The sequence below is a fragment of the Dyadobacter arcticus genome (assembly GCF_011762185.1).
Classification (GTDB): domain Bacteria; phylum Bacteroidota; class Bacteroidia; order Cytophagales; family Spirosomataceae; genus Dyadobacter; species Dyadobacter arcticus.
The window spans coordinates 1116412-1130918 of record NZ_JAASQJ010000001.1 but is presented as its reverse complement, the minus strand read 5'-3'; the positions used below and the strand labels follow the sequence as shown (position 1 = coordinate 1130918).

At 44.3% G+C, this 14507-nt stretch carries 7 protein-coding genes; all 7 read right to left on the bottom strand.

All coding sequences use genetic code 11. The annotated features are described in order from the left end of the window. Nucleotides 1–234 precede the first annotated feature (234 nt). The gene (locus FHS68_RS04815) at nucleotides 235–609 is read right to left on the bottom strand and encodes a hypothetical protein (protein ID WP_167267713.1); all 375 of its coding nucleotides are present in this window, start codon (nucleotides 607–609) and stop codon (nucleotides 235–237) included. A 179-nt stretch (nucleotides 610–788) separates the two neighbouring features. Continuing rightward, nucleotides 789–3164: an ABC transporter permease gene (locus FHS68_RS04810; RefSeq protein ID WP_167267711.1), complete on the bottom strand. Its 2376-nt coding sequence runs from the start codon at nucleotides 3162–3164 to the stop codon at nucleotides 789–791. A gap of 160 nt (nucleotides 3165–3324) precedes the next feature. Beyond that, the gene (locus FHS68_RS04805) at nucleotides 3325–4293 is read right to left on the bottom strand and encodes an ion channel (protein ID WP_167267709.1); all 969 of its coding nucleotides are present in this window, start codon (nucleotides 4291–4293) and stop codon (nucleotides 3325–3327) included. A 218-nt stretch (nucleotides 4294–4511) separates the two neighbouring features. Then, on the bottom strand, nucleotides 4512–6890 hold the full coding sequence (locus FHS68_RS04800; RefSeq protein WP_167267707.1) for an ABC transporter permease: 2379 nt from the start codon (nucleotides 6888–6890) through the stop codon (nucleotides 4512–4514). 168 nt (nucleotides 6891–7058) lie between these two features. Next, nucleotides 7059–9431, bottom strand: a complete 2373-nt coding sequence (locus tag FHS68_RS04795; RefSeq protein WP_167267705.1) for an ABC transporter permease — start codon at nucleotides 9429–9431, stop codon at nucleotides 7059–7061. Between the two features lie 24 nt (nucleotides 9432–9455). Next, nucleotides 9456–11816: an ABC transporter permease gene (locus FHS68_RS04790; protein WP_167267703.1), complete on the bottom strand. Its 2361-nt coding sequence runs from the start codon at nucleotides 11814–11816 to the stop codon at nucleotides 9456–9458. Between the two features lie 120 nt (nucleotides 11817–11936). Further along, nucleotides 11937–14366 carry an ABC transporter permease gene (locus tag FHS68_RS04785; RefSeq protein ID WP_167267701.1) on the bottom strand — a complete coding sequence of 810 codons (2430 nt, stop codon included), beginning with the start codon at nucleotides 14364–14366 and terminating at the stop codon, nucleotides 11937–11939. Nucleotides 14367–14507 lie beyond the last annotated feature (141 nt).

Sequence of the window (14507 nt, the reverse complement as noted above, 5' to 3'; positions counted from 1 at the left end):
GAATGAGATTGTCTTGTATTGACAGTATTGTTAGGCTACTGAAAAACCCGTAGTACAAATGTATAATAAGGTACTTTGCAACACAAGGTACTATGCGAAATAATTTTTGCTAAGTGATGAACGGCCGATTTTTGATTTAATTGGTAGACGTGCTAAGGCTTGAAGACTTCGCAAGTCTTGCCGGATATTAAAAAACTTGCCAAGTCTTGAAGACCTGGCAAGTTTAATTACAAATTAACCTTTCCAATTATAACGCTTGTTGTTGGTACGCTGAAATGCATATAACCGTTGGCGTTGAGCGGGAGTCAGTACATCAAGGATTTCTTTTTGTTTCTGCCTCTCCAATCGCTGCGCTCCCTGATACGTGTGGTACCTTCTATTTGGGGAGATCAGGCGGTCATATTGGTTTTCAATTTTCTTAATCTTGTTTTCCTGCTTGCGGGTCAATCCTACAATCTGATCCAGTCTATTAATCTGTAATTCCTCCACGGTGTTATCAACGCGGCTATTATTTACGGACGGAATGTCGTGGCGGTTGTTGCGTTGCGCGAAGCCATTTCCTACTGTGAGTGTTATGATTGTTGCGATTGCCAAGATGGTCTTTTTCATGTTTCCTAATGTTAAATTGTTCGTTAATGTAGGTTAGAGGAGGTTTTCGGCCCCAAGTTTAAATCACTTTAAACCCAATCTACCAACTGGAAACATGTGCAGACGATACAGGCAAATTAATCGACGAGTGGTTACTTTGGCTTAATTAATAGGACTGCCATCATTGGTATCTGTGCCGATTATTCGCTTCTCAAGGATTTGACAGGATTCATCAATGCAGCCTTAATTGCCTGAAAACTTACAGTCAGCAAGGTAATGACGATGGCAGTGACGGCCGAAATAGCGAATACCACCCAACTCAATTGAATGTGATACTCGTACTTTTTGAGCCAGTCGCTTAAAAAGTAGAGTGCAATCGGCGACGCGATGGCGCACGACAAAATCACCAGATAAACAAATTCTTTGGATAACATCGCCCACATCTGTCCCACGCTGGCGCCCAGTGCCTTCCGTATCCCAATTTCTTTCGTCCGTTGTTCGGCTGTGTAAGCGGCCAGACCAAAAAGGCCGAGACAAGAAATGAAAATGGCCAGAACGGCAAAGACCCTCGCCAGCTTACCAACCCGCTCCTCGGCCCTGAACTTGGCCTCATACTGTTCATCAGCAAACTTGAATTCAAAAGGAGAATCAGGATCATGCTTCTTCACAACCGCTTCTACCCTTTTCAGGGCCTTATCCACAGGAGAACCAGGCATCAGCTTCACGTTGATTACATTGGCCCACCCATAATTGATCATAAAAACGGTAGGTACCGCAGGTTCATAAGGAGACTGCATCACCATATCCTTGATCACACCTACCACCTGCATCGGCTTGCTGTTATACCGGATGGTTTTACCAATGATATCTTTAATACCTGTCAGTTTCACAGCCGATTCATTCAATACAAAAGCGGCAGTATCGGTCGAAAAGTCTCTCGAAAAATCCCTGCCATTAATAATTTTCCAGCCGATAGACTTGCCAAAATCGTGGCTGCAGGCAATTGTTCCAAACAGAGGCAGAGATCCCGGCTCCATGCCATCCCATTCGAAACCGATTTGGTTGGAGTAAATCCCGGTCGTAGGGCTTGAAGACTGGCTCATTTCATAAACTGCCCCTGACTTTAATAAATCATCCCGGAGCACATCGTATTTACCATAAAGATTGGGAGATACATCAATTTGCAATAACCCTTGTCTGGCATAACCAACGGGCCTGTTTTTGGCGTGCTGGATCTGCTGAAATACGATGATTGTCCCGATGATAAGCGTAATGGACACGGTAAACTGCATTACCACCATTACTTTGCGTGGCACAGCCGACCATTTCCCAACTTTGAATGTGCCTTTTAAAACGGCCAATGGGTTGAAAGAGGATAGATAAAATGCAGGATAGCTCCCAGCGATCAATCCCGTAAACAGGGAGAAGATAACCAGCGCGAGCCAGAATTGGTAAAAGAAGAACGGGAACTTCACATGCTTTCCCGAAAGATCATTAAAAGCCGGAAGTAACACAGCCACAAGCAAAACCGCGAGAATCAGCGCGAAGCTTACCACAAGAAATGACTCACTTAAAAATTGAAAAACAAGCTGACTCCTGAGAGATCCCACTGCTTTCCTGATCCCTACCTCCTTGGCACGTTTTTCGGAACGGGCAGTACTCAGGTTCATGAAATTGATACAGGCGAGCAGCAATACAAATACCCCGATAATGCTGAACAACCACACAAACTGAATTGCACCACCAACATTTTTCCCGTCTTTAAAATCGGAATAAAGATGCCAGCGGCTCATGGGATGCAAAAAATACTGCGGCTTATCCGTTTTTGAAAATGCGTGTGGCATCTCCACATCCTTTATTTTTTTTGAAACTTTCGCGATTTCAGCGTTGTCGGCAACCTGCGCAAAAAACTGAAAAGAATGGTTACCCCATTGGTCCTGCGCGTCTTTTACCCAACTCTCTGCATTAAGGTAATCGCTCCATGGTAGTAGCAGATTCAGCTCATTAAAATTTGAATTAAACGGAATGTCCTCGTAAACGCCGGTTACTTTCACATTTTTCTTGATGTCAAGTTTCACGGTCTTATTCAATGGATCTTCATTTCCAAACAACGATTTGGCGAGCGATTCCGAGATCACAATGGAGCCTGGGCTTTTCAATGCACTGTAATCTCCACGGATCATTTTTAATGATAGCATTTCAGGCATTGAAGGCTGCGCATACATGCCCGATTTATTAATTTTTTTATCTCCGTTTGCAAGCAAATGGCCGAAATTCCAGGATGCCAGTGACGTGAACTTGAAATCCGACGAATACTTGGTCGCCATTTCCGTAACAGCAGGGATAGAAACGGCCGTCCCGCTTCCGGTTTGTTGGTTGAAAGTCTGGCTGATCCATGCCTGCACAACCCGGTCATAGTTTTTATGATACTTGTTGTAAGAAAGTTCGTCCCAAACCCAAAGTCCGATCATCATAGCGACGGCAATACCGACAGCTAATCCGACAATGTTGATGAAAGAGTAAACCTTGTTTTTCAGAAGGTTACGAAGGGCGATTGTTAGATAATTTTTGATCATGGCCGTTAGTAAATTCAATATTCACAAAATGAGAATATTAAACCTATACCAGATCGGATACCCGTTCTATATCAGTTGGTTATGCAGAACATTCAGCATTCAACATGTCCGCTTTCGGACACGTTTGTACGCCTCCGAACAGGAAGTTTCGTAGCAAATGTTAGTGTTCCCCAAGATCAACTTTTTCGTAATGGTTGATTTTTTCAAGCATTAGATTAGTATAATTCCCATCCTCGGACCTTGCATACATCGGCAGAAAGCGCGCACCGTAAACCATCTCATCTTGGGTGTAGGAAGTTCGTTGCTGGACTGTGTTTGAGAAGTGATCGTCAAATGCCTTGATGGTAATCAGCATTTCTATCTTACAATCAATAAAATCCTGTTTGGTATAATCCGCCAACGGACTTTTCTCGTCCAACGGATGAACGATCGTCCAGCTCAATGCCAGTGAATTGATGTGGCTGATTTCGAGGGTTAGCGGATAAAACTTGGTAACCGTTTTTCCATTTTCCTGTACGTGTACAGCCATCGTGACCTGTGCATCTGCGTCGGTAAGATGGTTATTTTTATAAGTCGCAAGCCGGAACATCAATGCTTTTCCACCTTTGAAAGGTGCCACCAAAAAATTGGGACTAAATCGGATGTACGCACTTGGTCTCGAAAACCTGGCGTAGAACATACCAGTTACTAATGCGAATGACATAATCCCAATGAATGATTCCAGCGATGCAATTACATTCGTGACAAAACCGACCGGACTTATGTGACCGTATCCGACGGTGGTTAACGTTTGGGAACTGAAAAAGAAAGCCTGAAGAAAATCATCCAGAAACGATCCGGTCAAAGATGTCCCCCGCAGGTTTTCTATGCCGATGAAATAATAAAGCATTGCAAAGGACAAGTTCAGGCAGGTGTAGATCGCAAAGACCGTCAAAGTGAACGTCAGATGGCCCATATGCAGCAGGGCATGGTAAAGGCTGATGCGTTCGTAAAGCGGGACGCCAGTTTTTCGAAGATTTATCCTGCCATCCTTGTTGGCAAGCCTCCCGCCTTCCGCACTGCTGTTGGGACTGAAGCCGGTATTATTTACTGCATTGCCATTTTGAGCCGGGGAAAGGTTTTCGGACATTTTTTATTGACTTTTGGGGACTTTCAGAAACTTATATCTGTAAGTTCAAAAATACAACAATGATGTTTGATTTTAGAGCGGTCGGCTTTCGGCGATCGACTTTCAGGTCAATTTATTACAGATCTTGAAAAAGCCGGTGGCCGGTAGCTGACAGCCGGAGTTCCTATTCAATTTCTTCCGAGCGCCAGGCCGCGTGGCTAAGTGCCTGTTTCAGCTCATCATTCACTTTTCAAACTCCTGACCGGATCCATTAATGCGGCTTTGACGCTTTGAAAACCGACGGTGCAAAGTGTTAAAACCAATGCGGCAATACCAGCCAGGGCATAGATATACCAATCGATATTCGTATGATAATCATAGCTTTGGAGGTAACTGACTTCAAAACTGTAAGCAACTGGCAAACCGATCACGATCGAAACCAGCACCAAGATCACGAAATCCTTCGCCAGTAAAAATGCGATCTCGCCTACACTCGCACCCAGCACTTTCCTGATTCCCACCTCCTTAGTCCGCTGATTTGCCGCCAGAGTAATCAACCCGAAGATACCGGCCAAGGCAATGATAATGGCCAGGATAGTTACGAAATTGACCATTTTCCAGATGCCGTCCAGATGGTTGTACTGCCTGCTCAGTTCATCTGAAACGTAAAAAGAGTTGAACGGCTTTCTGGCGGGTATCTTCTTCATTTTTGCCTCTAAGCCGGCCAGTACACTTTTTGCCTGGTGAATATCATTCAGTTTAATGCTCAAATATGCATTCAATCCAGTCGGTTCGTACCAATGCAAAAGCGGCTCTATCTTATCCTTCAGTTCCTGATAATGAAAATCCTTCATCACACCAATCACCGTGTACGTCTCGGGATTATTCTTTTGTCTCAGCCGTTTTCCCACAGCCGTTGTCCAGCCCATCGCATTCATTGCAGATTCATTGATCACAACCGGGTGATTCTCGCCTTTTTTATCAATATCATCAGAAAAATCCCTTCCTTCCACCATTTTAATCCCATAAGTCTCGGCATATCTCGCGCCTGCTCCGACATGTTTGAAACGCACTTCCTTATTCGTTTCTCCCTCTGGCAGATACATATTATAATTACTCCAATATTTGGTGGGCACAACTCCCGAAGTTGCAACACTTTTCACCCGGGAATCTCGGTTCAGGTCGTCCAGGATCGGTTTGAACTGGCTCATGGCAGCCTCTTCATTCTTGTATTGCAGGTCAGAAGGTACCACCACAACATCATCTTTTTCAAATCCCATATCGGCGGTACGCATGAAACTGATCTGTTTCCGCACCGTAATTGCCCCAATTACCAAGCCGAAAGCAATTACAAACTGAATGACGATTAGCGTACCTTTTGTCCACTTTCCCGACTGTGTCTTTCCCGACAGCTTTCCTTTGATGGTATCTCTCAGATCCAGGCGATTGAGATGCAGTGCCGGATAAGTCCCAGCGACAACAGCGATCAGGCCGATAATCCCGGCCAATGTCAGAACCGTTACATAATCCTGTTTCCAGCTCAAAACGAGTTGCATTCGCCCCTGCCGGAATTCATTGAATTGGGGTACAAGGTAAAGAATGGCAATGATGATGGCGCAAATGAACGATGCGACCAGCACAATCCCCGACTCGGTCCAGAACTGGATCAGGATCTGTTTCAATGTGGAGCCTGTTACCTTGCGAACGGCCACTTCTTTGGCACGTGTAAAAGCGATGGCCGTGTTCAGGTTAAGCAGATTGATGCTGATAATGAGCAGAATAAATACCGCAATGGCGGTAGCGCCGTAAATCATCCATTTAAAAGCCGGATTCTCCTGGTGGATATATTCCGTCAGCGGCACCACGTGTAGCTTCCTGTTTTTAGCTTCTGAGCCAAAATGTGCTTTCCCGAATTGCGGGAATTGCTTTTCCAGCTTTGCGACGTTTGCGCCCTTAGTTAGTTTCAAATACACCGTCGAAAAGGTATTGTACCAGTCCGCGCCGCTTGCGAAATTTTTATCCGCCTCCAGATTAGCAATGGGTATCAGCACTTCAAATTGTACCGATGAATTCGCCGGAACCTGATCGATGACCCCAGTCACTGTGAAATTAAGGGTATCATTGACCGCTACGGTTTCTCCAACTGGATTCTTGTCCCCGAAAAGCGCCAAAGAAATATCCTGGTTGATCAAAATAGACTCCCTCTTTTTCAAGGCAGTGGCAGCATTGCCATAGCGGAGTTTGAAAGAAAATACATCAAAGAAACTCGAATCGACATATTTGGTATTTCCCTGGATATCCTTCCCCTTGTAATTGATCCAGACATTGTTCCAGCCCTGAAAATGGGTACCCGTCTTAATTTCCGGGTAAGTTTTGACGAGCTGGCCCAGAATCGGGTGAACCGTCTGGTTGTAGCGGCCATCTTTCCCCTCCGTTTGAACAAAGTAGATCTGGTCGTTGTCCTTATGAAAGGTATCCCAGGTCATTCCCCGCTGGATGAAAAGGATCAGCACGCCCGCACTGGCAAGCCCCAGCGAAAGCCCGAGCAAATTGATACCCGTAAAAAGACGATTCTTCCAAAGCGTCCGAAATGCGATTTTGAGGTAGTTACGAAACATGGGAAAAAGGGGAAAGTTGGTAAAAAAGGGAATGAAGGGGAGGAAGGAGGAAGGGGAGGAAGGGGAGGAAAGGGAGGAAGGGGAAGAAAGGGAAAAGGGAGATCTGCGCGAGTTTACTGAACAAAAATCCTCCCTTTCCTCCCTCCTCCCCTTCCTCCTTTTGCTCCATCACTCCGATCTTAATGATTTAACCGGATCTACCATCGCCGTTTTGATACTTTGAAAACCTACTGTCATTAGTGCGATTGAAATGGCAAGGGTTGCTGCGGCAGCGAAGTACCACCAGGACAAATCGATCCGGTATGGGAAATCTTGCAGCCAGATATTCACGGCATAATGGGATATAGGTAACGCCACGATAATTGCAATGATAACAAGTTTGACAAAATCCATAGAAAGCAATGCCGTGATGCTTGCAATGGATGCGCCCATTACCTTCCTGATACCTATTTCTTTGATGCGGCTTTCGGCATTGAAAGTGGCTAGACCGAACAAACCAATGCAGGAAACAAAGATGGATAAAACGGCTGCCAGCGTGATCATTTGTTTCCATTTCGCTTCCGATTCATATCTTTTCAGGTTCTTCTCATCTTCGAATTGATATTCAAACGGCATTAGTTTGATTTGCTTGCGGAAAATTTTCTCAATGGATCTCACTGTTGCTGGAATGTCCTTTGAATTGAGCTTGGCAAAAATCCCACTGAGACTATATCCCGGATCCTGTGTTAGTACCAATGGCTTGATCGTGTCTTTCAGCGAAGCAAAATGATAATCGCGGATCACACCAACGATTTTCAATTTTTGTTTTTTCCAATCAAAATCAACTTCCTTACCCACACCATCTTTCCAGCCTGCCTCCCTTAAAAAAGCCTCATTGACCACAATCGATTGGGTAGGATCCGATGGAAAACTTTTGGAGAAATTACGACCTTTCAAAACCGGAATATCCAGCGTTTTCAGAAAATCGTCGTCCACACCAATGTATCCAAAACTGATCTCCTTTCTATCAACTTTCGCCATTGTCCCGTTGTAATTACCGTTGAATGCACCGACCGATTGAACGCCCGCCAGGTTTTCCATTTCCTGCTTGATTACATCCAGAGCCACACTCCCGCCTCTTCCCACACTGAAAGTCAGAAGATTCTTATCATTGTAACCCAGGTTTTTGTTGGTTAAATATTTGAATTGGGAGTAAATGACAATGGTACCAATGACCAGACAGACTGATAGCGCAAACTGAAAAATGACTAAACCTTTGGTCAGGTAGTTCTTTTGCGTAAGTCTCGTCCGGTTGTAAAGCGTCTGCACTGGACTAAACCTTGAGAGTATCAATGCAGGATAAAAACCTGCAATGAAGCCGGTGAACAAAAACAATAAGAAGTATCCAGCCACCAAATTGGTATCGAGCAAATACGAAAGTGCCAACTGCTTGTTGGAAAGATCGTTGAATGTTGGCAACACAACTTGCGTTAATGCGATTGCCAATGTAAAAGCTATAAAAGCCAGCAGAAAGGATTCTCCCAAAAATTGATAAACCAATTGCTTGCGGAGACTTCCTACTACTTTCCGTACCCCGATTTCTTTCGCACGGCTCAGTGAACGGGCCACTGTTAGATTCACAAAGTTGATACAAGCAATCATCAGAATGAAAATGGCAATACCTGAGAGAATATAGGAATAAATCGGGCTGCTACCGCGATCCAGGCCGTTTCGGAGGTCGCCCAGCTCACTGTCCAGATGGACTTCGCTAAATGGCTGAAGGTCAAAAGCAATGTCATGCTTAAAATCTTTTACACCGGATTCCAGGAGTTTGTCCGCAAAAACGCGGTCCATTTTTGGTGCTACTTTACGATAATCCGCTTTATCATTGAGCAGGACAAATGTATTCATGTAAAACCCAAGCCATTCCTTGTCCACCCAGCCTCTTGCTTCCTGAAATTTGAATGGGAGGACAGCAGTAAATTGGATCGATGAATTTTGAGGGCATTTTTTAGCGACGCCTGATACTACAAAACTCTCAAAAGCATCGCCGATTTTCAATTCAATCGTTTTGCCTACCGCATCTTTTGTATTGAAATATTTTTTAGCCAGTTGTTCGGCCAATACAATCGAGTGAATGTCCGACAACACCGTTTTAGGATCGCCGGAAAGCAGCGGCATCGAGAAAACTGTGAAGAAATTATCATCTGCAAAAACAATGTCTTCATTGAGTAACTCCGCTCCTTTTTTTACGACAAAAGAATTGGTCTGTGCCCTGACAAACGCTTTGATCTCGGGAATTTCCTGTTTGAAACCGGGCCCGTGAACCGCATTTGTACTGCCCATTGTACGCATTTCCTTTTCGTCTGGAACGGTGACCTTAATGCGGTACAGCTGGTCCCGGTTTACCTGAAACCGGTCGAAACTGACTTCATCCTTTGTATATAAAGCAATAAGCATGCAGCAGGTTAGCCCAAGCGACAACCCGGCAATGTTGATCAGCGAGAAAACCTTGTTTCTCGTCAGATTACGAACGGCGATTTTGAGATAGTTTTGGAACATGACTTTTTTGCAGTTAGCTTTTACTTACTCACTCTTCAAACTCTTCACCGGATTCATTAATGCCGCTTTCACTGCCTGGAAACTTACCGTGAAAAGAGCAATGATCAATGCTGCGAATCCTGCGGCGACGAAGTACCACCATTGTAATTCAATGCGGTAGGCATATTTCTCCAGCCATTTTTTCAGGAAATACCAGGCGACGGGGAATGCGATTAATGCTGAAAGGAATACTAACTTTACAAAATCAGCTGATAACATTCCTACCAGATTTGCTACACTCGCCCCAAGCACTTTACGAACGCCAATCTCCTTAGTACGTTGCTCAGCAGTGAATGCCGCAAGGCCAAATAAGCCCAAGCAAGAAATGAAAATAGCCAGAAAAGCAAAGTAATTGGAAAGCTTGCTGACTACATTTTCAGCCTTATACTGATTACCAAATTCCTCATCCGCGAAATGATATTTAAATGGTAACCCTGGGTTATACTGGCGGTAAATCTTCGCGATATTCGCAATAGCCTGTTTAGTTTTCCCTGCCTCGGTGCGAATCAGTGCTGCTCCCCAAACCGCATTTTTAGGTTGAAGCCTAACGATTAAAGGTTCGATCGCCACGTGCAGCGACCCTATGTGAAAGTCTTTCATGAGACCAATGATCTTTCCTTTTGTTCCCCACATCGTCAGTTCTTTTCCGACCGGATCCTTGTAGCCAATTTTCTTCGCAGCAGATTGATTAACAAGATAATTGGAAGTATCCGTCCCGAATTCCGGACTAAAATCGCGGCCGTCTAATAATTGGATACCCATTGTTTTTACAAAATCGTAGCCGACAGGATTGGAATTAAAAAGTAATTGCTGGGTAGTATCTTTTCCCGGCCAGGTGACGCCCATCGTGGAGCTTCCGTAATTTAATGGCGTAGCCTGGGACTGGGTTACAGATTTAATGCCCGGTTCATTTGCCAATGCATTCCTGAAAGACTCGAAGTTTGTCCTCATTCCCTTCTCAATGTCCGGAATGTATAGTAAGTTCTCCTTCGAAAATCCAAGATTCTTTTGCTGTATAAATTCGATCTGCCTATAAATGACGATCATGGACAGAATCAAAAGGATAGACAGTCCAAACTGAAAAACCACCAGTCCCTGACGGAAATAGGTAGCATTGGGCTTAAATTTTAACGCGCCTTTTAAAATGGTTACCGGATTAAGCGAAGACATGAAAATCGCAGGGTAACTTCCTGCAACCGTTCCGGTGATAATGGTGAGGCCCAAAAGCCATGCTATTAAAACGGGATCAAGGAAATCCAGCGCTAATTGCTTTTCCGTCAATGTATTGAATGAGGGAATCAATGCAACGACGATTATTAGAGAGAATAATAGTGCGAGAAACGTAATGAGGATCGACTCACCCATGAACTGCCCGATCAGACTGGACTTGTAAGCACCAACTACTTTCCTGAGACCAACTTCCTTTGCTCTTTTCACGGACCGCGCAGTGGCGAGGTTCATAAAGTTGATACAGGCGATGATCAGAATGAAAATTGCTACGATCGTAAACATCGTCACATATTCAATCCGTCCGCCATTTTGTTTGCCAGAATCCCATTTCGAATAAAGATAGGATTGTCCATAATTGACCAGGAACAACTCCACATTGCTATCTTTATTTTTGGTTTTAATGTAGTTTTTGATTTTAGCATTTACTTTTTCAACCGTCGTATTTTTAGAAAGCAAAACCATACATCTTGGACCGTTGTTTCCCCATTCTTTTGCCCAGTCATTGTTTTTGAGCCATCGATCGTAGCTCATCAGAAAATCAAACTTTAAGGAAGATACAGCAGGTATTTCTTTCAGGATACCAGTCACAATAACATCATCCTTATTATCCATACGAATGGTTTTTCCCATCGGGTCCATTCCTTTGAAATACTTATCGACTATTTTTTGAGAAATCACCACACCATCCGGACGGTTGAGCGCAGTTCTTTTATCGCCCTGAGCCAGATCAAAAGAAAACATATTCAGGAAATCCCCTTGAACATAGCGCCCTTTCTCATTGTCAAATACATTCCCAACCTTGAAAACGGGTGCTTCCTCCCAGAGAAACTGGCTCGCCATTTCAATCTCAGGAATGTCCTTCACAATGTTTTCAGCCAGTATCCCCGGTGTAGACCCATAAGTATTGATGGCGCCTGAGTAAAACTGATTTTCCAGGACAGAATAAAGCCTGGCATCATTTTCATGAAACCGGTCCATCCTGATTTCATCCTGTACCCATAACATGATAAACAGGCTGCAAGCCATCCCAAGTGCAAGCCCGAGGATATTAATAAGGCTAAATGTCTTGTTCTTCAACAAATTACGCCAGGCGATTTTTAGGTAGTTTTTGAACATAATAAAAAGGGGGGAAAGGGAAAAGGGAGGAAAGGGTAGAAGGGAGGAAAGGGTAGATGGAGAAAGGAGGAAAGGTTAAGCAATAATAAATTCCCTCCTCCCTCCTCCCCTTCCTCCCTTTTATTCACTTTTCAACGATTTCACCGGGTTCATCAGTGCTGCTTTGATACTTTGAAAACTAACTGTCAATAATGCGATGACGATGGCTAGTAATCCCGCCAGGGCGAACATCCACCAGGCGATGTCGATGTGATAGGCGAATTCTTTGAGCCAGGTGTTCATGCCGTACCAGGCGATCGGACTGCCAATAACGATGGATAGCAGGACCAGTTTCAGAAAATCCTTTGAAAGAAGCGCCACAATGTTGGAAACACTGGCTCCCAAAACTTTGCGTACCCCTATTTCCTTGGTGCGGCGCTCTGCCGTATAAGCCGACAATCCAAAAAGCCCAAGGCAACCGATTAAGATGGAAATAACGGCAAACGTGATGAAAATCTGCCCGATACGCTGCTCGCTACGGTAAACGTTATCAAAATCTTCATCCATAAACCGGTAATTGAATGGCTGTCCGGGCGCCATTTGCTTCCATAATGCTTGAACCTGGTTAATGGTATTAATGTAATTTCCGCCTTCTAAACTGATGGCTACCAACCCGTAGCTAGGTTGAAGAGTCAGGCTCAACGCCCCGATATTCTTCCTCAGCGACTCAAAATGAAAATTGCTGACCACACCCAATATAGTATACGTCTTGTCTTTTTTATTTGAATTGAATTCAAAGTCGTAGATCTGCTTGCCGATTGGATTCGCATATCCTAGTATTTTGGCAGCAGTCTCATTGATGATAATACCAGAAGAATCAGAAGGAAAATCTTTCTGAAATGCCCTTCCCAATTTCATTTTAAGGTTAAGTGTTTTTATATAATCGTAGTCAACCGCCCACTTTTGCATATTAATCCCTTTGTCCTGTTGCAGTTGTCCTTGCGGAAAGAATGTATTATCTGTCCTGGACGAAGGCGTGGGTAAGAAACTAGATAATGTGCTGCGTTTCACATTAGGCATTTGGGCAACTTCATCTTTGAAAGCCCGCGCCTTTGTATCAAGCGCGTATGCGTTTTTCACGATCAAAACCTGATCTTTTTCAAAACCCAGTTTTTTTGTCTGAATGTAATTCAATTGATTATAAATCACACCGGTACCGATAATCAGCATGACGGAGACCATAAACTGGAAGACAACCAGCGAGTTACGCAGATAACCACCTTTGCCATTGTGTTCAATGGCTCCCCTTAATACCGTTAACGGTTTGAAAGCCGACAAGAAAAATGCAGGATAGCTCCCGGCCAATAAGCCGACGCAAATACCTGTCAATACCGCAATAGCCCAGAATATGCCGCTTCCAAATGGAAAGATGATCTGTTTGCTGGCGAGATTATTAAAAAGCGGTAAAGTAGCGTACGCCAGTATAATTCCAAAAATCAGCGACAAAAAGCTCAGCATAACGGCTTCCGTCAAAAACTGCCCGACCAGATATGAACGTTTCGAGCCCAATGCTTTCCGGACGCCTACTTCTTTGGCACGGTTGGCGGACCGCGCTGTTGCCAGGTTCATAAAATTGACACAGGCGATGCCCAGAAGAAAAATCGCAACGACGCCAAAAATATAGACATACTGAACGTTCCCGTTGGTACTGATCTCTGCGGAACGATCGGAATGAAGATGGATATCTGTCAAAGGAATGAGCGAATATTTGATATAGCTACCCGATTTCCTCATTTCTGCCATGGTAGCGTTCATGATCTGTCGCACCCAAAGACTGGTATATTTTTCAATCACCGTATCAAAATGCTTTTCAAACGACGCCTGGTCAACACCTTCCTTCAAAAGAAAATATGTCAGAAAATTATGGCTCCCCCAATTATTATCCCTGCTATCCGGATTGGTACTCATGGACAGCATCATATGCAGGTCGGACAGATGGGAGTGATCAGGAATGTTCTTCATCACCCCGGTAATCGTGAAAGTCCTCTCATTATCAAGCAGCAACGTCTTCCCCATTGGGTTTTCTGAACCGAAATATTTTTTGGCATCCCGTTCGGAAATGACCATCGTATTCGGATTTGTCAAAGCCGTTCTGGCATCACCCGAAACGAGCGGGACGGAAAAGACTTTGAAAAAGGTTGAATCTGCATAGGCGACCAATTCTTCCTTTAAATTTTCCGTCGAGCCATTACGCCTGACCAGCGCGCTGCCATCTTCCCGCAACCGGGTAGCAGCTTCGACTTGCGGATAATCCTTCATCATCGTGAACGCCAGCGGATCAGGCGCAACGGCCAGTTTCATATCCGCCCCGCCAAACCTGATGTCGGAATTAACGCGGTAAATCCTATCAGCATGATCAAACGAGCGGTCGAAACTTAACTCATCCACCACATAAAGCGTAATGAGCAGACAACTGGCCAATCCCAGTGAAAGGCCGAAAATGTTCAGGAACGAGTAAAATTTCTGTTTACGAATGTTCCGCCAGGCGATTTTTAGGTAGTTTTTTAGCATGGATAAAAAAGGGAAAAAAGGGAGAAAAGGGAGGAGGGAGAAAAGGGAGGAGGGAGGAGTGGGAGGAGGGAGGTTTTTTATTCTTTTTCTTTTATCCCTCCTCCTTTTCCTCCTTTCTTCCCCTTCTTCCCTACTTACATT